Genomic DNA, 19,373 nt, shown 5'->3' with positions numbered 1-19,373 from the left:
TAAATCCTTTTAGCTTTGAATTGAATCTCTCACTTCCATATTCTATTAATTCTTCTTTTCATTTCCTTGTTGGTGGCCTCTATTTTCTTGTTGAGACCCCCTCCCATTGTTCCCTTGTTGATTTCCATCATTTTCTTTCTGCGATCCTTTTCCATTGTCCCCTTGCTGATTTCCATTATTCCCTTGTTGCGATCCTCTTCCGTTGTTCCCTTGCTGATTCCCATTATCTCCTTGTTGCGATCCTCTTCCGTTGTTCCCTTGCTGATTCCCATTATTTTCTTGTTGCAATTCTCTACCATTGTCCCCTTGTTGATTTCCATTATTTCCTTGTTGCGATCCTCTTCCGTTGTTCCCTTGCTGATTCCCATTATTTCCTTGTTGCGATCCTCTTCCGTTGTTCCCTTGCTGATTCCCATTATTTCCTTGTTGCGATTCTCTTCCGTTGTTCCCTTGCTGATTCCCATTATTTCCTTGTTGCGATCCTCTTCCGTTATTCTCCTGTTGATTCCCTCTATTTTCTTGCTGAGCTCCTCTACTGTTGTTCCCTTGCTGATTTCCATTATTTTCTTTTATTTGCCTAGATGGCTGTTCCTCTGTTTTCTTTTGTTCTTTATGTGCTGGCTTCTCATATTTTTTTTCTTTTACAGGAGACAAACCTGATGATGCATCAGGAGATGACTCCGGCTGCGATTGCACCTCTTCTTCATTTTCCACCTGATTAAACGGCGTGGCAGGAGGCGTAAGCGGTTTATTCTTCTCATTCTCTTGCTTTATATAGACACCAGTGCCAATTCCAGCTTTTCTAGCATTCTCTCGTACTTGCAGTGTGCTACTTTGATATTCGACTGTAATATGTTTTAGCTCATACTCTTTCTTTAATTCTTTCATGGCCTTTTCCAACTGTTTTTCTAGCGACTTATCCTTTGCAACAGCTGTTAGCATAACTTGCTTATCATTCGTTAAATACTTATCCTCTTGACTCTGCTTTATAATTGTACGTATTACGTCTTGCAATTGTTTGTTTTCCCATTGCTTCAATTCTTTTAAAATACGCCTTCCATCATCATTACAAGCTTGTAAATCTATAACGCGAAGATCCTTCGTTACGCTCACCTCTAAACTTGGATTAATGTCAACTGAGACGTAAGCAAATACTTTTTCTTCCGGTTGGTTGTAGAAAAATAAAAGCGCACATAGAAAACAAGCAACAAGTAATGATGCCGGCTTCAAAAAATAAGGGATTGAAAAACGCGATGCTCTTTGTTCTTGTTCTTCAAACGAGATTTCCTCTCCAATCACGCAAGAATCCCCTTTTCTTTTACACGTAATAAACTCTCCATTTGGTGTTAAAACAACTACGCTATGTTTTTTTATATCCATCACAATTCCTTTATTCATCACGCTTCCCTCCCCTTATATAATCAAGAATATATGTATAGTTATTTGCGAAGATAATACACATTGCAATGATATATTTTCTATGCCGCTCCAACGTTTTACGACTTACCCTAACACGCGGTTCAATATGTTTAAGCGGTAACTTTTTCTTTCGGAACAGCTCTTCCATCATTTCTTCTTCTTTTATAATAATCTTCACAATTTCTAATAAGTGCTCACGCGTATCACGGTGCTTAGGGGATTCTTTAGCAAGCTCTGAAAATGTGATTTTAAACTCAGCTAACACACTTTGAAAATGAAGAATTTCCTCCTTACGGTTACTATTTTCCATCTCTTTCATATACTCCGTAAGCGATACTTGCATTTCTAACATTTCCTCTTGCTCATCTTCTTTTAAAAAGACAAGGTTATGCTTAGACTCCTTGCGTATATAGTCAATTACATCTCTTTTTATAAGAAGATCAGCAAACGCTAGAAAAGATTTCCCCTTTTTATATGAATACTTTTCTATTGCTTCATTAAATGCAAACAATCCAATACTATATTCATCATCCTGTTCTGTAATGTATCTGCGGCAGACAGACGAGATTGATTTTCTAATAAACGGCTGATACTGTACGATAAAAGCTTCTTTATCTTCTCTATTGTTTTGTATGTTACATACGATATCTTCTATTTTTGGTTTTTTTAAGATCTTCATTACTAAACTCAACACTTGTAATCTCCCAGCCTCCTTCACATAGCAAAATGGTCACTAAACAAGTGACCTTTCAACCACATTTTGTTAGTACTTTTCTTTCGGTTTGTCTTCTTGCTGTTGCTCATATTTTTCGAGATTGACTTTCTCACCGTTTTCTTAATGATTATTCTATTCTATTTATACAAAAGCTAAGTCTGCATTTTCATTTAATTTCTTATATTGTTTTGCTTGCTCTTTTTCTATTTTATCTGCAATCTTTACATAACTCTTCTCTATACTGCTGGTAATTTCATCCTTTTCTTTCGACTTCCTCATTTAATCTAACAATTTAATAAATACTTCAATGCTATATCCGATGTGTACTTTTACTTCCATTTGCTTTCTTCATTATACATATTCGAAGGAACAACAAAATTTATGGGGGTCTAAAAAGTTTTTTATAAAATAAATATTTGTTTCAGAAATAAAAACCATCCATTTGAAAAAACTAATCAAATTTAAAAGTCCTCCAGATTTTTTATTAGAGAACTTTCATTTTCAGAAGCAAATCTTTAAAAGTAACCTAGCCATAGTGCTACTACAGCAACTACTAACAAAGCAAAACAAAATGTGATATTTCGAATCCACTTTTGTATATCATCAAAATACTTTTCTATAAATGCAGTGTAAATAGAAAGCATAAGAAGGAGCACAATGAAAGTAAAGGATCCAAATTTATCGTTAAATTTTTCATTAGTAAATGTACTTACATGAAGGAATAGAAAAACCAACGTTACTATGAACAGCTCAAATATCCTTTTTTTACTCAAAATGCCACCATCTTACATTAATTCCCTTTTATTCCATTTTATCAGAACATAATGTGTAGCAGCATATGAATATTTTATTCATATCAAAAAGGCTAACAATTCAAGATTGTTAGCCCCTACTTTCCATATTGGTACCTTTTATCACTTTACTTCCTAACAACTGGAATCCACATTTCACCAAATACTAAACCGTCTCTCTGCCCCATCTCAACCGTTGTATTTGGGCCACCAACATAAACAAAATCTGTTGCTTCTGGTAAAGCTTGACCGAAGGCGATGCCAGTCAGTTTATTACTTAGCTCTTCAGCCGTTTTGTCTTCCCCTTTCACTACTAAGTATTCTCCCTTCGGAAACTGGATCACTCTAGATTCTTCTTCTATTTGTGCTTCTGTCATGACACCAGCATAATACATCATCTTGTTATTCACCGCTTCGCTCACAGAAAAAATATATTCGTTTGTAGCTAAAGCTTTTAAAGTATCGAGCCTTCCATCTTCTTTAACAGCCGACCAAAAGTCTTCCTTTTCTTTATTGATTCCAGCAAAGTCTGTATAGTCACTCTTAATTTCAGTTCCAATACCTAACACAATAAAGCTATCTTTTTCTTCTATAGTATAATTTTTCATATTCAAAACCTTCCTTTTTTTAAAATGAATCAAACGATTTAACTTTTCATCTGATACGTTTATAATATCTTTAAATCATGTCAAAAAATGATACTGTTTAGGAGATTCCAATGAAAAAAGTTGAACGGATTAATACAATTATGCGGTATATCAACAATCGCTCCCACTTTACAATTACTGAAATCATACGAGAATTTAACGTATCACGATCGACAGCTATTAGAGACATTAGAGAAATTGAAGCTATGGGCATGCCACTTGTCGCTGAAGTTGGGAGAACTGGTGGATATTTTGTCATGCATAATTCTATCCTGCCCGTTGTTCGCTTTACTGATAATGAAGTCAAAGCTCTTTTTATTGCCTTTATGGCTACAAGAAATCAACAACTTCCCTATCTAAAAAGTCGCCAGTCTTTAGCTGAAAAACTACTAGGACTCATCTCAGAAACCCAGCAAGATGACCTCGTTCTTTTAAATCAACTCTTGCTTTTTGAAGGGACTAACCCTTATAATCCCGATCTACTTGAGCTTTCTGACCTCCCCCACCCTATGTTAGAAAAACTCATCCAAATCCTTCTTTTGGATAGACATTTATTGATTACCGTCAAAGAAGAAGAGGAAATCAAGTCTTACCCAATTTATCTATTACACCTTTATCAAGAAAAAAGCCGTTGGATCATTGAAGGGTTTGACTTAAAAGAAGAAAAAAAACTGCTGTTTCCTGTCGATGACCTCGTCAATATCGAACCGTACACGACGAAAAAGAGGTTAAATAAGAAACAGATTTTAGAAAAACTCAATAAGAAGGACGAAGAAATTAACCTTGTACTTGAACTTGGTCCAAAAGCGATTGCCCAGTACAAAAAATACCATCCTTTAAAAATTTCAATTTCTTATACAAACCCTTACCAATCTACAGCCATTTTAAAAACATTTATCGATGTTAACAATTCCGATGAAGTGACAGAGATAACAAATTGGCTACTTTTCCTAGGGAAAGATATTACAATCAAGGAAATGCCTGAAGAAATATTAAACGATTTACAAGAGCGGTTATGTTTATATTCTCCATAAGCAGTGATCGGTTAAACCTCAAAATATTGAGGTTTATTCGTTACCAGTTTCCTATATTTTTTACCATGAGAGCACAATAAATAATAAAAGCACGGAAAACCTCCCGTGCTTTTTCAAAAATATATATAATTTCGGATGACTTAATTCACTTATCCTAACTGACGTTTAAATGCTTTGCTAGCGAAAAAGTAAGAGATGATCATGATACCCACGCACCAAGCGAGTGCAGTCCAAATATCGTTGCCAACAGTCCCTTCATATAATAGGGCGCGAATCGCATTCACGATTGAAGTTACAGGCTGATTCTCAGCGAACGCACGAACAATTTTAGGCATCGTTTCAGTAGGTACGAAGGCCGAACTAATAAATGGAAGAAAAATTAGCGGGTACGAGTAAGCTGTCGCCCCTTCCATAGACTTCGCTTTCAGCCCTGGAATGATAGCTAGCCATGTGAGCGCTAACGTAAACATCCCCAGTATTCCCGCTACCGCAAGCCAATCTAGCATATTTGCACTAGAACGAAAGCCCATTAAGAGCGCAACAAGAATAACCACTACGATAGTAAGTACATTAGCAACAAGAGAAGTTAAAACGTGAGCCCACAATATTGATGAGCGCTTAATAGGCATCGTAATGAAACGTGCCATCAGCCCACTCTTTACATCCGTAAATAATCGTACAGAAGTATACGCTACACCGGATGCGATAGCCATTAACAAAATTCCCGGCAATAAATAATTAACGTAGTTATCCGTTCCTGTCTTTATAGCCCCGCCAAATACGTAAACAAATAATAGCATCATCATAATCGGTGTAATCGCTACTGTAATAATTGTATCCGGACTACGCATAATATTACGCATTAAGCGCCCTAGTAATACCCCTGTTTTGCTTTTCATTTACATCTCCTCCTTTTTACCGATAATCGCAAGGAAAATTTCTTCCAACGTCGGCTGCTTCTCGATATACTCTACTTTTGCTGGCGGGAACATCTCTTTCAGTTCAGTAAGAGTACCTGTCGTAATAATTTTTCCGCCATGCAAAATAGCGATACGGTCCGCCAGTTGTTCTGCTTCCTCCAAGTACTGAGTCGTGAGCAAAATCGTTGTGCCGCTGCCGGCAAGTTCCTTGACTGTATCCCACACTTCGATCCGTGCTTCCGGATCAAGTCCAGTCGTTGGTTCGTCTAGAAAAATAACTGCTGGCGCTCCAATCAAACTCATCGCGATATCAAGTCGGCGCTTCATCCCGCCTGAATACTGGTCTGCCCTCTGGTTGGCCGCATCAGTCAGGCTAAATCTTGCAAGTAGATTATCAGCAACTTGTGCCGGATTGGAAACACCACGTAACTTAGCGATCATTATCAAGTTTTCCCTTCCAGTAAGCATGCCGTCTAAAGCTGCGAACTGTCCTGTCAAACTGATGCTTTGACGAACATGATCTGGTTGTCGCTGGACGTCAAAACCGCAAATACTCACTTCACCATCATCTTGTTTCATTAACGTCGAAAGGATATTGACCGTTGTCGTCTTTCCAGCTCCATTTGAGCCTAGCAGCGCGAAAATTTCACCACGCTGCACCTCAAAATCCACTCCCTTTAAGACTTCTTTATCTTTAAAAGATTTTTTTAACCCTTTTATAGAAATCGCTGCATTGCTCATACTTTTTCCCCCTTATAAAATTAGATTACATACACCCTCTATTTAGTATCACTGATAATCTGTATTACTTAGTACTGGTTTAAAAATATAACTGAATAGCGATGGCGGCAATTCACATTTGTAACCAGCTAATCAGTCGGTATTAATAATTGCATTTATTTTTTTCTCAATTTCTTCATAATACTTTCATTCAAATCTTCACGATACTTGGAGACATACGTTTTAGCGTTTGCCACTAGTTCGTCAGCAAAGGATGCCACGTCCTCCCCAGTAATATCAAGCACTTGTCTGCCTTCCGCTGCACCTGCTTCAAACAAATCGATTAATTCATACTGTATGTGCAGCATATCCATTCCATTACCCGCTGAGAAATTCCACATGTAGTTTTGAATTTTCTTAAACACAAACTGATAGTCCTCTGGCAGTGCTCCAACACGTGCCATCATCATTTTGTACTCTTTTTTATCACCAATTAATTTTTTAAACATTTCCAACATCTTATTTTCCTCCTTTTTTATAAAGCAGAACAAGAAACTCTCCAAATATGAGCCGGAACATTTTATATTATGAGGCTAGTTTGACTTCAAGACGTTAATTTTTGAAGATACAAAATCCCATTTTTTCCAAAACAATTCAAGCTCCTGACGGCCATCCTCATTTAATGAATAAAACTTACGAGGCGGTCCCATATCTGATGGTTTCTTTTCAATATTCACAAGCTTTTTCTTTTCTAATCGTACGAGGATAGTATAAACCGTCCCTTCTACGACTTCGGAAAACCCAAGATCATTCAGGTGGCGGGTAATCTCATAGCCATACGTTTCACGGCGACTAATGATTTCCAGCACACACCCTTCCAGTGAACCTTTCAGCATTTCAGTTAAATTTTCCATGTCCTGATCCTCCTTTACCCCCTATTCTGTCTGACTTATATTCAGTATCACAGAGTACTAAGGCGAATTTTTACTGAATAGCTTTTGAGTAAAACTATACTATTCAGTATTACTTATTACAACTACATTGTACGACTAAGTAGTTGTGAATGTCAACTGATTTTCAAAACTTTTCTAAAATCCGCTATTACCTATTGTTTACTAAAAATATTTCGAGAAATAACACTACTCTGTATCACCTATTACAACTACATTGTATGACTGAGTAGTTGTAAATGTCAACTCGATTTTTATATTTTTCTAAAATCAACTATTACCTATCCCGCTAAGAAAAGAAAATACCCCAAAACAAATATTCTACATTTTTGTTTTGGGGCGCTATAGGTTAGCTCTTCTTCTTAATAAGACAGATCATCCTTTTGTTACGATAACATCATATCCATATCTTCCGCTGCAGTTGTAATTAGTTTTAAACCGAATGTTTCCTGTAATACATCAAGCACGCCAGGTGAAATAAATTCAGGCGCCTTTGGACCGATACGAATATCTTGAATTCCAAGACTAAATAGCCCAAGTAAAATCGCAACCGCTTTTTGTTCAAACCATGATAAGACAATACTTACTGGCAATTCATTCACTTCACATTGGAAAGCATCTGCTAAAGCGGCTGCTATTTTTACTGTAGAAATTGAATTATTGCATTGCCCTAAGTCAATGTAACGCGGAATCTCTGTACCAGGTACAACACCATAACTCACATCATTAAAACGGAATTTCCCGCAAGAAGTCGTTAAAATAACCGTTTCTGGCGGAAGTGACGTTGCTAATTCACGATAATATTCTCCGCCCTTTCCTGGTGCATCACAACCTGCGATGACAAAGAAACGCTTAATCTTTCCTGCCTTTACTGCATTAATAATTTCCGGAGCTAATGATAATACTGTATTATGATGGAACCCTGTTACTAACTGTTCATCCGACTTCATATGTACTTCTGGAAGTTCTAGCGCTTTTTGAATCAACGGTGCAAAATCATCATTTTCAATTTTTTGTACACCTTCTAAACCTGCAATATCATATGAAAAGAATCGATCAGAGTATGATCCTTTAATTGGCATAACACAGTTCGTTGTCGCTAATATGGCACCTGTAAATTTTTCGAAAAGACGTCGTTGATCATACCATGCCTTACCGATGTTTCCTTTTAAATGTTTATATTTTTTCAGCTGCGGATAACCGTGTGCTGGTAACATTTCAGAATGCGTATAAATATTAATTTCTTTTCCTTCTGTTTGTTTTAATAATTCTTCTAACGCAAATAAATTATGACCAGTAACTACAATTGCTTTACCTTCTACATGGTTTTGTGTAATTTGAACAGGCTCTGGAACACCAAAATGATTCGTATGCGCCTCATCTAATAACTCCATTACTCGTAAAGCCGATTTCCCTACTTTCATAGCCATATCAATATGTTCTTGTTCATTAAAGTTGGAATTTGTTAATGTCATATACAGTGCTTCTTGCGTCGTAGCATCTACAAATGCATCAGTATACCCTAGCTGAGCAGCATGCGTACGATAAGCTGCAATTCCTTTTAGCCCAAACACAATCGTATCTTGTAAACTTGCAATTGTTTCATTTTTACCGCAAACACCCATCACTTTACATCCACCTGTTGGCGTTTGTTCACATTGATAACAAAACATGATCATCCCACCCTCTCCCAATCATTCCTTACAACCTAAGCATAATACCCATTGAGGAAAAGAGATGTGATATCAATCACAATAATATGTATAAATTTGTGACAATTTATATGTTTACATAATATTTTTATTGACACAAAAAAAACATTACATACCCCTGTTGTTCAAGTTTTCAAATAGCTAGACTATTGCTGAATCACATATTTAACTTTCTAGTTCATAGTACGAAAGAACAATTTCGTACTATAAATCTCTTAAGCAAACAGAAATAGACATACAAAAACGCTATTCTTTCTTTTTATTATGCAACAGAAAGAATAGCTTCTTTTCATTTTGAAGAACTATCAATTTTTCGATTAAATATTTTATGAAAAATCACTTTATTTACAATACATTTACACTACCTTAACATTACTTACATTATTTATATGATATATTTATATAGACACTACTTAATAAATTTCATATACATTGTTATCTCTATAATCTCTGATCTGATTGATAAGAGATTATGTTATATTTTCATACCAGGGGTGAATTAGGATGACTGAAACTTTAAAAACACTTATAATGCTCGATATTACTTATGTTGTTTTAGCAATTATGACGGTACTGGTATTTGTATACTTGGAATTAAAATCTCAGTAACGTATGCAGGCATAATTGATGGCTTCGCATTTAAATATAGCTAGAAGAAAGCGAGGAGAAAATTGTTTCTCCTCGCTTTTATATTCCCACAGTTTCTTATTTCAACAAATCCAATGTATGTAAAAGCAATCCTTTGTCCCCTACTTCCCCATGACCAGGCACTACTGAATTGATGTTTCCATATCGCTTCAGCACATTCTCAATCGATGCGGACCATTCATTTACATAGGCATCAGCAACGTTCCCTAAATCTTTAGCTTCCGCAGATTTCACTAAACAGCCTCCAGCTAAAATGTTGTATTGCGGTAACCATACGACGATATTATCTTCTGTATGTCCTTTCCCTGGGTAAAATGTTTCTACTTTCATATTTCCAAAACTCAAATTTGTAATGGATTGTAAGTCTCTAAGCGGTTCTTCATATCCACTTTTCTTTGCTAGTTCTGCAGTTAGTGCTGTACTATGCGCCTTAATGCCTCTTTCTTTCAACGTTTTTATTCCGCCAATTCGATCAGCGTGCGCATGTGTAATGATGACATCCGTTACTCGCTTCTTAAATTTCTTTTCTACCATCTCTATTAATTCCTTCGTTAACTTATCATCCCAAGAAGAATCGACAAGTACTAGCCCTTTAGAAGTAGTAAGAACTAGCCCGTTCGAAGGAACTGCTTCTCCGTTAAAATAACCTAACTCCGTATGAACCCATACATTTTTATTTAACTGAGAAATTGAAATAGTTCCTGCCTCATTTTTTATTACTTTTTGCTCTACCGTTCGTTCTGCTTTCACAGAAGAAATTGTACTAACAAATTGCATTGTTCCTAATAAACTAACACATACCCCTACTTTTAATAATGTATTTTTCATTTTCTCCACCCTTTCTTTCAAACGAAATAGTTATTACCTATAATAGACAATTCATCTTAAATGTTTGTTCCATCTTTACTTGTATATTTTTATGTAAGTAACAAAAAAGCGTACAAAATTTTGTACGCTTTAAAACTTAACCTTTTATTCCATAATTCTCAAACTCTTCCTCGTTACCATAAAATACATTCAAATCAATATACTTCTCTTTTCCATTATAACCATTTAATCTCCCGCGGTTCGTGTATTGCCAAAACGTCCATTTTCTCTCCTCAGATAAACTCGGTTTTGTAAAGACACTACGAATCCATATATCACATTGAGGATACGCATTCTTTATATACAAATCATATGCCTCTTGAGTTGCATACAATATTACTTTCTTACCGTAATGTTTTTCTAGCATTTTTATCATGACCGACAACTCTTTCACAACATCTTCACGCTTAGGAGGATTATCTTTTTTGTTAGCATAAAACTCAACATCAATTACGGGTGGCAATGCTTGTTTATACTTTGGAACAGTTCGTATATATTGCTCTGCTTGTGTTTCACCCTTACTATCAAAACTAAAAAAATGATACGCTCCGACGCGCATACCTGTCTTATTCGCATTCGTCCAATTTTCCGAAAAGTACTTATCTACAAAAGAGCTTCCTTCAGTAGCCTTTATAAACGCAAACTTCATATTTTGCTTTTCCAACTCTCTCCAATCTATATCTCCTTGGTATGACGCAACATCTACACCTTTTATTTCATACTTATCCGCACTTATTTGATTCGGAATAAATATGCCTTGAAAGACTAAATAAGCGAAAACACCCATTACACTAATTAAGGTAAAGACTCCTCCTATAATAAGCTTCTTTTTCATTCGTATCCCCCATCTTTACACATTAATATTCCACTTACCATTCACGTTTTTTATTAATCCTCATTTTTTCTTCAAATGCCTTCTCTAAATCAATTTCTAACTTATTTGCTAAGTCACATACATTCCAAATGACATCAAACATTTCTAAACCAATCTCTCTTTTCGAATCTTGTATTTTATCACGCTTTAATATCACTTCCGCTAATTCACCTAATTCCGCCATCGCATACATCGTACGCTCTTCAATTGTTGTATCTTGAAATCCTTTTTCTTTACTGAAATTTGATACATATCTCTGGAATTCCACAATATTCATACTTAATCTCCCTTCATGATAAATACTCTGTTTCCTATTACACTTATATTTTGTTAAATTATAACATTCATACTATAATTTATTTATAACCCTTTAACGGAGGTGTTTTCAATGACTCTCTTCGCTTCCCCATCATTATTCATACTAGCAATTATTTCATTTGCACTAGCTTATTTCATCGGAGTTAAACAATACACTTGGCTCTTATCAGGATTCAATGAACGCCGTGTACCAGATAAAGGTAAGTTATCAAAAATAGTTGGTCTTTATAATTTAACTGCCGGTGCTATTGCCACAATTGGTAGTGTCTTCACTACTCCTAATGTCAAAATCTTATTTCCTATCATTATAATTGGCCACGTTATAATCGCTGCTTATGTAAATACACGCATGGTGCATTGAAAAAAGATCAACCAAATGGATGATCTTTTTTATAATTTATCAACATATTGCTTCGCTTCTAGTAAAGAAAACCCAAAAGCCTCTCTTACTCTCTTAACTGCTGTAACTGTTTTTCCTTCTTCCATAAGCTGGCGTAACTCTTTATTAATTTCAGGTTCTCTATCTATAATTCCCATTTCTTTCGTAATTAGCTGTAATCTATCTTCCATCCTCTTTAAACGTGCATCCGTTTTCTTTTCGATTCTATTTAATTTTTCAGCAATATAAATAAACCCAAAGACCGCTATCGGTATGATCATCCAAAATTCCATGACTATTCCTCCTCATTAGCTTTCATTTGTTTTATTTCACTAACTTATGTAAATTTTACCATGAAACACATTTAATGTATAATAGTAATATACAACACTGTTGATAAAACCTTTTATTTTAGGGGGATACTTTATGAAAAGATTTTTTAAGACGTTACTACAATTTGTAGTTCTTTCAATTGCACTACATTTATTATTTGATATCGTTGGCTGGCTTGTTTTCAATGCGCCAATTCAAAACAAACAAATCATTATTTCTTTACTAACAACCTCATGGCTAATGTACATGTACCGAGATAAATTTTTTAAAGCATTCACTTCGAATTAACTAAAAGAACTTCATCGATAAAAGATGAAGTTTTTTCTTTTTCTCTCATTCTCTCTATTAACTACTGTATAATAGAACTAATATTCTGTCTTTCATAAGAAAGGAGTCACTATGAACTTAAAAACTAACACTATATACGAGAAAATGAACCAATATTCCGTTGAAGGTTTAAGCCTTGCTGTTATACGTGATGGTAAACTAGATGAAGCAACTGCCTGCGGAACACTTGAATCTGGAACAACTAAAACTGTCACTACGAATTCCATATTCAATTCTTGTTCTATTAGTAAATTCTTCACTACAATGCTCGTACTAACGTTATCAGATCAAAAGATCGTGCATTTAGATGAAGACGTAAATGATAGACTCACATCTTGGAACATACCTACCAGTCTATTTACCTCACAGAAAAAAGTCACCCTGCGAAATTTATTAAGCCACCAATCTGGAATCATTGATCCTCCTAATAGTTTTGGGCATTATACACTTGCACAAGGGCGACCAAACATGTCTGAAATCCTTGCCGGTAAAACATCATATTGTCCAGTACCGATAGAAATAACTTATAAACCAGAAAGCGAATTTCACTACTCTGATGCAAACTTTTGTATTATTGAACTACTACTTGAAGATATAACTGGAAAACCATTCAATCTTTTACTTGAAGAATATATCTTTCATCCACTACAACTGAAAAATAGTATGCTATTCTCTACTAAAGATATAAATAAAATGGAGGCCTTTGCTTGTGGGCATAATAAAGATGGCACCGTTACAAATGAGAAGTATCCATTTTATCCATTCGCAGCCGCTTCAGGTATTTGGACAACACCAACAGACTTATCAACTTTAGTAATTGAAATCATTCATTCCTTACAAGGAAAGGGCAAACTAAAACTTTCTCAAAAATTAGTACAAGATATGATTTCTCCTCAAGGTTGCTCAAAATGGACTGGATTAGGTGTGTTTCTAGATGATTCGAATAAAGACTTACAAATGTATTCACTTGGATGGGGCGTTGGATTTCAATGTATGATGATATGCTATCCATACCGAGGTAATGGTGCTGTTATAATGACGAACGCTGACTTAGGCGTTCATCAAATGGAAGGGATTATTGGTGACGTGTTAAAAACGTTATCCTTTTAACGAAAAGAAAGAAGCTGTTCCTTCCAGCTTCTTTCTTTATATTACATTTTTGGCAACAATTTTTATATGTTCTGGTGCGATAATCTCCGTTATACTTTCTTGAAAATCTTCCTGCAACATTTCTTCAATATGTTCTAGCTGCACTTCAACATGTGTGCATTCTAAATTATGTATATTTAAAAGTGCATAATGATCTTTTTTCTTAATTACTAAATATTGATTTTCCTCTGTTACAAGTATAGAACCTAATCGTACTCCTAGTAGGCGTTGATCATCAAACTTCATAACAATCCCCCCTTCCTAAATATGTAACAAAATAACATTTTATGTAATCTATTCTTTATAAACTATATCATAATTTATTAAAATATAAATATCATATTTCCTTTTACTAAAAACCCCTATTCTTTTATATATTTCGATACAAAAAACTTTCTCAACATAAAATTAGAATTTTCAGTTTTTATTCTTATGAAAATCTATTATAATAAAGTTAATAAATGTTTGACCTCTCCTAATTCATGTACATATGGATGATCAGTAGTCGCTGCTACTGATCTATTTTTTTGATTTCAGAAAGTAAATATGATGCATCCTTTCCTACACCACAAATAAGTGCAGATCCTCTTTGAGATTGCCACGGCAAACCGATATAATATAATCCTCTCACGGGACTTATTCCCTTTACATGATTAGGAAATCCATTCTCATTCACTGCCTTTTCTAGTTCAATCCATTTATAGTTCTGAATAAAACCAGTTGACCATATAATGCTTTCTGCACTATACGTGCCACCATTTTGAAACATAATATTATTTTCTGATGCACTAACCACTTTTTCCTCTAGTTTAATTGCTCCATTACGAATAAGTTCTTTGCCTTCAAAACCAAAAATAGGATCCTTTCTCTTCTGAAACCATTTTCCCCTCTTAGTATTTACTTCGGCGTACAATAAACCCAATTTTTCTAGCCAATAAAAAATGCTTTTTCTAAAAAGACGTAACGGTAAAAATGTTAAAGGATGACTGATAGACATTGTAACTTCATGAGTTTTTGCAAGTTCTACTGCAATTTGCATTCCTGAATTCCCGCCACCTACTACTAGTACATTCCCCTTAGGAATTTGTGATGGTGATTTATATTGTGATGAATGTATTTGAAAAACATGCGATGAAAGATGTTGTGAAAATGAGGGGATGTATGGTTGCTGAAAACCACCTGTTGCGATAACAACCTTTTTTGCTTGTAAAATTTCTGTAGGAGTATGTAATTTGAATATCTCTTTTTCTTTCTTTATTTTTAAAACTTCGGTTTGCAATTGGACCGGTAATTTAAAGTACCTTGCATATTCTTCTAAATACGTTGCCATTTCATCTTTACACGGAAATCCCTTTCCTTCTCCTTTTACTATCATACCTGGTAAACTACTATATTCCCTCGGTGTAAAGAGTTGCAAAGAATCATATCTGTTTCTCCATGAATCCCCAATTCGGTTTCCTGCCTCAAGTAATAAAAAATTATAACCTTCTTGCTTCAAGTAATATCCCATTGTTAATCCAGCTTGACCAGCTCCAATAATAATTAAGTCTTTCACTCTAATCCCTCCTTCCACTAAACGCATGAATACTTGTTCATATATTCATACGTTTCCATAATCATAACATTTTATTTTTACATCATTCAATATTTACTCAAAATAAAAAAAGGGGTAAACTCCCCTTCATTCTATCTTCCCAGTCTTTAGTGCCTGTGCCCAGTCATGTCTTTCCTGTTGAACAGCTAACTCAGCAGCTTCCTCCCAATTATAAGGAACTGGAATTTGTTCAATTACCCATTCTCCCAAAACCTTTTCTATCACTACATATTTTGCATGCGGAGTTCCTGATTCCATTTTATGCACAATGGGTAATTCATCTTTGTACGCTGGAAGCCCTATACTCCCTGGATTTATTATGATTTTTCCGTTCGCTAAATAAACAACTCTAGGAATATGTGTATGACCACATACTATTATTTTTTGTTCTATATTTTTGAGTTGATCCATTATATTTTTTTGACTCTTTAATACTGCACCATTTTCGTCCATTTCTTCTAGTAAATACACCTCATCTGAAGTTAGTGTACCATGACAAAATAAAATATCGTCAACAATGAATTGGAAAGGATGTTGTTTTAACCAATCTATATGATTTTCTGTTAATTGATTTCGGACAAAAGTTAGTGTAGCAGACTGCTCTTGTATAGGTTCCCAAAGCATGCGATCACAGTTTCCCTTAATATGTATCATCTCATTATTCATTAATATTTCAATTGTACCTAAAGGATCTAACGGCCCATAGACGCTATCACCTAAATTAATTATCATTTCGACCTTGCGACGTTCAATATCTTCTAATACGGATTTCAAAGCGTGACTATTTCCATGAACATCTGAAATAATTGCTATTTTCATCTAAATCCCCATTTTAATATATTATTTATAAACATCTGCCGCCAATTCCCTCAAAACATCCAAGTTTACTACTTCAAAGCAACCATTGTTCTTTTTTATAATCTCTTTATCACAAAAAATATTTAATGTACGTAATAGGTGTCGATAACTCGTTCCTAACAATTCAGCTGTTTCCGTTAAATTCCCACTAAATACAATTCTATTTCCATGCTGCACCGCTCGTTCCCCTGCTGCTAACATGTAACTCGCAAGTCTATTTTCAAGTGGATATAGTAAATTAATTGTACTGTTTTTTGAAAGCCGATTTAACTTATGTGCTAATGATCCGCAAATACACCGTAAAAATTTTGCATCATGAAATAATTGATTTCTCACTTTCCCTAAAGGCAAACCAACACAATATGAATCTGCCATCACTTGTACGTTTGAAGCTGTCTTTTGAGAATGAATTAACTCCACATCTCCTAACAGCTGCAAGCTATCATAAAAGCATAACAATACAGATTTCCCGTTACTTAATGTATTAAACGCTTTCGCTTTTCCTTCAACGAAGAAAAATAAATAATCTATCTCTTCATTCTCTCTACAAATAAACTCATTCTTTTTAAAAAATATTAGTTCCATATATGGTTTCATATCATTACTAAAAAAGGAGTCAATATTATTTTCTTTCATATAATTTGTTAATTTAATAGAATTACATATTTTCTTCATAGTTCCCCCGCCTTTACAACTACTCCCCATTGTAATCAAAATTTTCCCCTTCCACTATGACATATGTCATAGTAATTCACAATTTCAGCATGATACAGTCATTACAAATATGAAAATTAAAGGGGATATTACATTGTACAACTTTCTTTCTGTCTTTATTGGTATGCTCATTGCCGTTATGCTTCCATTGAATGGGATTTTATCTGAATTAATTGGCAAGTATACAGCAAGCGTTGTCATTCACCTTGTCGGTTTAATTGCAATTATTTTCGTTTTAATCATAAACAAAAATAAAATTTATTTTGATAAAAGCATTCCACTTTTTTTATATAGCGCTGGAGCGATTGGGGTATTCACTGTCCTTTTTAATAATATAAGTTTCTCCGTCCTTGGTGCCTCTATTACGATCGCATTAAGTTTACTTGGTCAATCCATTGCTTCCATCGTTATTGATCATTTCGGCTTATTAGGAATGAAAGTTGCAAGGTTTGAAAAGAAAAAACTAATTGGATTATGTTTCATCTCTTCCGGAATTATAATCATGACAATTTATTAATGGGGGCAAGAAAATGTTATATATTACTATCGCTATTTTAGCTGGTGTTTCTATCGTTGTTGCTAGAATTATTAACGCAAATTTAGCAGCGAAAATCGGTAATTGGGAAGGTACGTTTTTTAATTATATTACTGGATTATTTTTCTCTATGTTATTTTTAATTTTCAGTTCAGATTCAATGTACATTCCTAGTCATACGTTGCAATCTATTCCTATCGCTGTTTACTTAGGCGGATTAGTAGGTGTTATCGTCATCTCGTTATCGAACTATATTACGCCTAAAATATCAGCATTTTATTTAACGTTACTCATCTTTATCGGACAATTATTTGCGGGGACTATCATTGATTTCATCTTGTCACACGAACTCTCTATAGGAAAGGTTGTCGGTGGCATTTTCGTACTAATCGGACTCACTTACAATTTACTCGTAGATCGCCCTGTTAAAACAGTGCAGAATAACCAAGTTCAACTATAATACTTTATGCTTCCCTATCATATATTAATAGAAAAGCTCTTCATACGAAGTGATAGAGAGGAGAATATTCTATTAAGAAAATCATTTTACTGCTCGGTAGCGCATTGATTATTTTGGGTATCGTATGGTTTTTTAACTCTGGAAAATCTATTCAAGATTTCTATACAGCAAATAAGCCAAAGAAGAAAGCTACTATCATTTCAACTCAAAGAGATCCAAATGAGCCCCCTGTCTTTTTAGGAAAACAGGAAATAAAAGATATACATGTCGAGTCAATTAAAACAAAAAAAGATATCTTTCTCACAAAAACAGATGAATTAAAAACATTCATTAACAGTATGGATACCGCCAAAAAAGGAAAATTAACATTAGATGAAGAAGGATCAGATTTAATAGACTGTGATATGTGGATTACTTTCGAGGATGGGACTTATAAAAAATATTTCATATGGGTAGTTGACCATCACAGTAACGAAGTGATGATTGCTCAGCAAGATACTCCTGATGATGTAAACCTTACGTACTATCAATTAAATGAAGATAGTTCTAAAAAAGTTTATAACTTATTTAAAAAAATCATTTAAACGAAAAAGTCATGAGCGAATAAGCTCATGACTTTTTGTACTATATATATTCAGGGAACACTTTACATCCCTTTTCCTGTTCTATATCATGTCCAAAGAAAACAATCGGCTTCTTGTTCATCACAACTTCTTTTAAACGTTTAATTGAAGATAAGGCTAATTCTGAATCAAATCCCGCAAACGGCACTTCATCTTCAAAGTTTTCTTTCGTATAAGATGCATCAATCGTTAATAATACAGGACCGGATTTTTCTGTCTCAATTAATAGCGATTGATGCCCTGGAGTATGGCCTGGTGTATGCAATAATTGAACTCCTGGCACGACTTCATAATCACCTTCAATGATTTTGTAGTTTAAATTCGGCAATATACATTCTTTCAAATATTCTTCGCTATGCTGCGCCGCCTCATATTCAGCACGCTGTACAATGATTGGTGTATTTATAAAAGCGCCATTTCCTCCTGCATGATCAAAATGCAAGTGAGAACTAATAATATAAAGAAGGTCTTCCGGCTCATAACCAACCCGTTTTAAAATATTCACGATTCTATCTTCTTCAGTCATTTTCGGTAAAACCTGCCCTTCGACAAATGTACCGTTAAAAAGACCTTCATTATTAACTGCACTTTCTGGCATACCTGTATCTACTAAAATAGGTCCTTCTTCAGTCTCTAAAAGATAACACCAAACCGGTAAGTCTAATAATTCTCCTGATGTTAATGTACTATTAACAGACGAATGATCCAACATACAACGACCTGCTGGGACGAAATAAAGCTTCTTTACTGTCATTATGTATCCACCTTTAAATTTAGTTTTGAATA

At 34.7% G+C, this 19,373-nt stretch carries 26 protein-coding genes; 7 read left to right on the top strand and 19 right to left on the bottom strand.

Annotated elements, in window-relative coordinates:
* Positions 1–45 precede the first annotated feature (45 nt).
* From ACSG5Z_RS15455 to ACSG5Z_RS15435, 5 genes are all read right to left on the bottom strand, one after another.
* Entirely contained in the window at positions 46–1,401 is a 1,356-nt protein-coding gene (locus tag ACSG5Z_RS15455; RefSeq protein WP_435711698.1) for an anti-sigma factor domain-containing protein, read from the bottom strand.
* Positions 1,391–2,113 carry an RNA polymerase sigma factor SigI gene (gene sigI, locus ACSG5Z_RS15450; protein WP_435711697.1) on the bottom strand — a complete coding sequence of 241 codons (723 nt, stop codon included), beginning with the start codon at positions 2,111–2,113 and terminating at the stop codon, positions 1,391–1,393. Before sigI ends, ACSG5Z_RS15455 begins: the two co-directional genes overlap by 11 nt.
* 162 nt (positions 2,114–2,275) lie before the next feature.
* The gene (locus ACSG5Z_RS15445) at positions 2,276–2,413 is read right to left on the bottom strand and encodes a hypothetical protein (protein ID WP_435711696.1); all 138 of its coding nucleotides are present in this window, start codon (positions 2,411–2,413) and stop codon (positions 2,276–2,278) included.
* Between the two features lie 236 nt (positions 2,414–2,649).
* Positions 2,650–2,907, bottom strand: coding sequence for a DUF3963 domain-containing protein (locus tag ACSG5Z_RS15440; RefSeq protein WP_435711695.1), 258 nt, complete (start codon positions 2,905–2,907; stop codon positions 2,650–2,652).
* Between the two features lie 146 nt (positions 2,908–3,053).
* Positions 3,054–3,533 (bottom strand): GyrI-like domain-containing protein, encoded by a 480-nt coding sequence (locus ACSG5Z_RS15435; protein WP_137013929.1) that lies wholly within the window; start codon positions 3,531–3,533, stop codon positions 3,054–3,056.
* A 110-nt stretch (positions 3,534–3,643) separates the two neighbouring features.
* Between ACSG5Z_RS15435 and ACSG5Z_RS15430 the strand changes: the two genes are divergently transcribed.
* The gene (locus ACSG5Z_RS15430; protein ID WP_106382891.1) at positions 3,644–4,606 is read left to right on the top strand and encodes a helix-turn-helix transcriptional regulator; all 963 of its coding nucleotides are present in this window, start codon (positions 3,644–3,646) and stop codon (positions 4,604–4,606) included.
* 149 nt (positions 4,607–4,755) lie between these two features.
* Here the strand turns inward: ACSG5Z_RS15430 and ACSG5Z_RS15425 are convergent, their stop codons facing one another.
* The 8 genes from ACSG5Z_RS15425 to ACSG5Z_RS15390 all read right to left on the bottom strand — a co-directional run bounded on the left by ACSG5Z_RS15425 (position 4,756) and on the right by ACSG5Z_RS15390 (position 11,574).
* Positions 4,756–5,505, bottom strand: a complete 750-nt coding sequence (locus ACSG5Z_RS15425) for an ABC transporter permease (RefSeq protein WP_000837803.1) — start codon at positions 5,503–5,505, stop codon at positions 4,756–4,758.
* Complete coding sequence (locus ACSG5Z_RS15420; protein ID WP_046954684.1) at positions 5,506–6,267, bottom strand: ABC transporter ATP-binding protein; 762 nt, start codon at positions 6,265–6,267, stop codon at positions 5,506–5,508. It abuts the gene before it with no gap.
* A gap of 155 nt (positions 6,268–6,422) precedes the next feature.
* Positions 6,423–6,764: a DUF1048 domain-containing protein gene (locus ACSG5Z_RS15415; protein ID WP_000891990.1), complete on the bottom strand. Its 342-nt coding sequence runs from the start codon at positions 6,762–6,764 to the stop codon at positions 6,423–6,425.
* 75 nt (positions 6,765–6,839) lie between these two features.
* Positions 6,840–7,160 carry a PadR family transcriptional regulator gene (locus tag ACSG5Z_RS15410; protein WP_435711694.1) on the bottom strand — a complete coding sequence of 107 codons (321 nt, stop codon included), beginning with the start codon at positions 7,158–7,160 and terminating at the stop codon, positions 6,840–6,842.
* Positions 7,161–7,582: 422 nt separating this feature from the next.
* Positions 7,583–8,869, bottom strand: coding sequence for a hydroxylamine reductase (gene hcp / locus ACSG5Z_RS15405; RefSeq protein WP_435711693.1), 1,287 nt, complete (start codon positions 8,867–8,869; stop codon positions 7,583–7,585).
* A 744-nt stretch (positions 8,870–9,613) separates the two neighbouring features.
* Positions 9,614–10,384, bottom strand: coding sequence for a BcII family subclass B1 metallo-beta-lactamase (bla2, locus tag ACSG5Z_RS15400; RefSeq protein ID WP_435711692.1), 771 nt, complete (start codon positions 10,382–10,384; stop codon positions 9,614–9,616).
* Between the two features lie 136 nt (positions 10,385–10,520).
* A complete protein-coding gene (locus tag ACSG5Z_RS15395) occupies positions 10,521–11,258 on the bottom strand; it encodes a glycoside hydrolase family 25 protein (protein WP_137014600.1) in 738 nt (245 codons plus the stop codon).
* A 34-nt stretch (positions 11,259–11,292) separates the two neighbouring features.
* Positions 11,293–11,574 (bottom strand): MazG nucleotide pyrophosphohydrolase domain-containing protein, encoded by a 282-nt coding sequence (locus tag ACSG5Z_RS15390; protein ID WP_048543793.1) that lies wholly within the window; start codon positions 11,572–11,574, stop codon positions 11,293–11,295.
* 111 nt (positions 11,575–11,685) lie between these two features.
* Here ACSG5Z_RS15390 and ACSG5Z_RS15385 point away from each other — a divergent pair, with 111 nt between their 5' ends.
* The gene (locus ACSG5Z_RS15385; protein WP_048543795.1) at positions 11,686–11,976 is read left to right on the top strand and encodes a DUF3784 domain-containing protein; all 291 of its coding nucleotides are present in this window, start codon (positions 11,686–11,688) and stop codon (positions 11,974–11,976) included.
* Between the two features lie 29 nt (positions 11,977–12,005).
* Here the strand turns inward: ACSG5Z_RS15385 and ACSG5Z_RS15380 are convergent, their stop codons facing one another.
* Complete coding sequence (locus ACSG5Z_RS15380; RefSeq protein WP_061677629.1) at positions 12,006–12,287, bottom strand: hypothetical protein; 282 nt, start codon at positions 12,285–12,287, stop codon at positions 12,006–12,008.
* Positions 12,288–12,420: 133 nt separating this feature from the next.
* Here ACSG5Z_RS15380 and ACSG5Z_RS15375 point away from each other — a divergent pair, with 133 nt between their 5' ends.
* Together ACSG5Z_RS15375 and ACSG5Z_RS15370 are read left to right on the top strand one after the other, a co-directional pair.
* A complete protein-coding gene (locus ACSG5Z_RS15375) occupies positions 12,421–12,615 on the top strand; it encodes a hypothetical protein (protein WP_088609569.1) in 195 nt (64 codons plus the stop codon).
* 111 nt (positions 12,616–12,726) lie between these two features.
* Complete coding sequence (locus ACSG5Z_RS15370; protein ID WP_435711691.1) at positions 12,727–13,764, top strand: serine hydrolase domain-containing protein; 1,038 nt, start codon at positions 12,727–12,729, stop codon at positions 13,762–13,764.
* A 36-nt stretch (positions 13,765–13,800) separates the two neighbouring features.
* Here the strand turns inward: ACSG5Z_RS15370 and ACSG5Z_RS15365 are convergent, their stop codons facing one another.
* The 4 genes from ACSG5Z_RS15365 to yeiL form a co-directional block, all read right to left on the bottom strand.
* On the bottom strand, positions 13,801–14,049 hold the full coding sequence (locus ACSG5Z_RS15365) for a hypothetical protein (RefSeq protein ID WP_000666938.1): 249 nt from the start codon (positions 14,047–14,049) through the stop codon (positions 13,801–13,803).
* 265 nt (positions 14,050–14,314) lie between these two features.
* On the bottom strand, positions 14,315–15,358 hold the full coding sequence (locus ACSG5Z_RS15360; protein ID WP_435711690.1) for a flavin-containing monooxygenase: 1,044 nt from the start codon (positions 15,356–15,358) through the stop codon (positions 14,315–14,317).
* A gap of 126 nt (positions 15,359–15,484) precedes the next feature.
* On the bottom strand, positions 15,485–16,216 hold the full coding sequence (locus ACSG5Z_RS15355) for a metallophosphoesterase family protein (protein ID WP_435711689.1): 732 nt from the start codon (positions 16,214–16,216) through the stop codon (positions 15,485–15,487).
* Positions 16,217–16,237: 21 nt separating this feature from the next.
* The gene (gene yeiL / locus ACSG5Z_RS15350) at positions 16,238–16,930 is read right to left on the bottom strand and encodes a transcriptional regulator YeiL (protein ID WP_016118364.1); all 693 of its coding nucleotides are present in this window, start codon (positions 16,928–16,930) and stop codon (positions 16,238–16,240) included.
* A gap of 109 nt (positions 16,931–17,039) precedes the next feature.
* Between yeiL and ACSG5Z_RS15345 the strand changes: the two genes are divergently transcribed.
* The 3 genes from ACSG5Z_RS15345 to ACSG5Z_RS15335 all read left to right on the top strand — a co-directional run bounded on the left by ACSG5Z_RS15345 (position 17,040) and on the right by ACSG5Z_RS15335 (position 18,548).
* Entirely contained in the window at positions 17,040–17,486 is a 447-nt protein-coding gene (locus ACSG5Z_RS15345) for a DMT family transporter (RefSeq protein WP_435711688.1), read from the top strand.
* Between the two features lie 13 nt (positions 17,487–17,499).
* Positions 17,500–17,964 carry a DMT family transporter gene (locus ACSG5Z_RS15340; RefSeq protein ID WP_000965807.1) on the top strand — a complete coding sequence of 155 codons (465 nt, stop codon included), beginning with the start codon at positions 17,500–17,502 and terminating at the stop codon, positions 17,962–17,964.
* A gap of 89 nt (positions 17,965–18,053) precedes the next feature.
* On the top strand, positions 18,054–18,548 hold the full coding sequence (locus tag ACSG5Z_RS15335) for a hypothetical protein (protein WP_262749733.1): 495 nt from the start codon (positions 18,054–18,056) through the stop codon (positions 18,546–18,548).
* 40 nt (positions 18,549–18,588) lie between these two features.
* On the opposite strand, the gene aiiA is transcribed toward ACSG5Z_RS15335, so the two are convergent.
* Positions 18,589–19,341, bottom strand: coding sequence for a quorum-quenching N-acyl homoserine lactonase AiiA (gene aiiA / locus ACSG5Z_RS15330; protein WP_098230499.1), 753 nt, complete (start codon positions 19,339–19,341; stop codon positions 18,589–18,591).
* Positions 19,342–19,373 lie beyond the last annotated feature (32 nt).

The organism is Bacillus pretiosus (genome assembly GCF_051294775.1).
Lineage (GTDB): Bacteria > Bacillota > Bacilli > Bacillales > Bacillaceae_G > Bacillus_A > Bacillus_A wiedmannii.
This window is presented reverse-complemented; position numbering and strand designations above follow the sequence as displayed.

Bases quoted from the DNA above. Each gene is read 5' to 3' on its own strand.
- ACSG5Z_RS15395 (WP_137014600.1), bottom strand. From the start codon at position 11,258: ATGAAAAAGAAGCTTATTATAGGAGGAGTCTTTACCTTAATTAGTGTA.
- bla2 (WP_435711692.1), bottom strand. From the start codon at position 10,384: ATGAAAAATACATTATTAAAAGTAGGGGTATGTGTTAGTTTATTAGGA.
- ACSG5Z_RS15385 (WP_048543795.1), top strand. From the start codon at position 11,686: ATGACTCTCTTCGCTTCCCCATCATTATTCATACTAGCAATTATTTCA.
- ACSG5Z_RS15425 (WP_000837803.1), bottom strand. From the start codon at position 5,505: ATGAAAAGCAAAACAGGGGTATTACTAGGGCGCTTAATGCGTAATATT.
- ACSG5Z_RS15435 (WP_137013929.1), bottom strand. From the start codon at position 3,533: ATGAAAAATTATACTATAGAAGAAAAAGATAGCTTTATTGTGTTAGGT.
- ACSG5Z_RS15430 (WP_106382891.1), top strand. From the start codon at position 3,644: ATGAAAAAAGTTGAACGGATTAATACAATTATGCGGTATATCAACAAT.
- ACSG5Z_RS15340 (WP_000965807.1), top strand. From the start codon at position 17,500: ATGTTATATATTACTATCGCTATTTTAGCTGGTGTTTCTATCGTTGTT.
- ACSG5Z_RS15345 (WP_435711688.1), top strand. From the start codon at position 17,040: ATGAAAATTAAAGGGGATATTACATTGTACAACTTTCTTTCTGTCTTT.
- ACSG5Z_RS15390 (WP_048543793.1), bottom strand. From the start codon at position 11,574: ATGAATATTGTGGAATTCCAGAGATATGTATCAAATTTCAGTAAAGAA.
- ACSG5Z_RS15370 (WP_435711691.1), top strand. From the start codon at position 12,727: ATGAACTTAAAAACTAACACTATATACGAGAAAATGAACCAATATTCC.
- hcp (WP_435711693.1), bottom strand. From the start codon at position 8,869: ATGTTTTGTTATCAATGTGAACAAACGCCAACAGGTGGATGTAAAGTG.
- ACSG5Z_RS15415 (WP_000891990.1), bottom strand. From the start codon at position 6,764: ATGTTGGAAATGTTTAAAAAATTAATTGGTGATAAAAAAGAGTACAAA.
- yeiL (WP_016118364.1), bottom strand. From the start codon at position 16,930: ATGAAGAAAATATGTAATTCTATTAAATTAACAAATTATATGAAAGAA.
- aiiA (WP_098230499.1), bottom strand. From the start codon at position 19,341: ATGACAGTAAAGAAGCTTTATTTCGTCCCAGCAGGTCGTTGTATGTTG.
- ACSG5Z_RS15420 (WP_046954684.1), bottom strand. From the start codon at position 6,267: ATGAGCAATGCAGCGATTTCTATAAAAGGGTTAAAAAAATCTTTTAAA.
- ACSG5Z_RS15410 (WP_435711694.1), bottom strand. From the start codon at position 7,160: ATGGAAAATTTAACTGAAATGCTGAAAGGTTCACTGGAAGGGTGTGTG.
- ACSG5Z_RS15375 (WP_088609569.1), top strand. From the start codon at position 12,421: ATGAAAAGATTTTTTAAGACGTTACTACAATTTGTAGTTCTTTCAATT.
- ACSG5Z_RS15365 (WP_000666938.1), bottom strand. From the start codon at position 14,049: ATGAAGTTTGATGATCAACGCCTACTAGGAGTACGATTAGGTTCTATA.
- ACSG5Z_RS15445 (WP_435711696.1), bottom strand. From the start codon at position 2,413: ATGAGGAAGTCGAAAGAAAAGGATGAAATTACCAGCAGTATAGAGAAG.
- ACSG5Z_RS15355 (WP_435711689.1), bottom strand. From the start codon at position 16,216: ATGAAAATAGCAATTATTTCAGATGTTCATGGAAATAGTCACGCTTTG.
- ACSG5Z_RS15380 (WP_061677629.1), bottom strand. From the start codon at position 12,287: ATGGAATTTTGGATGATCATACCGATAGCGGTCTTTGGGTTTATTTAT.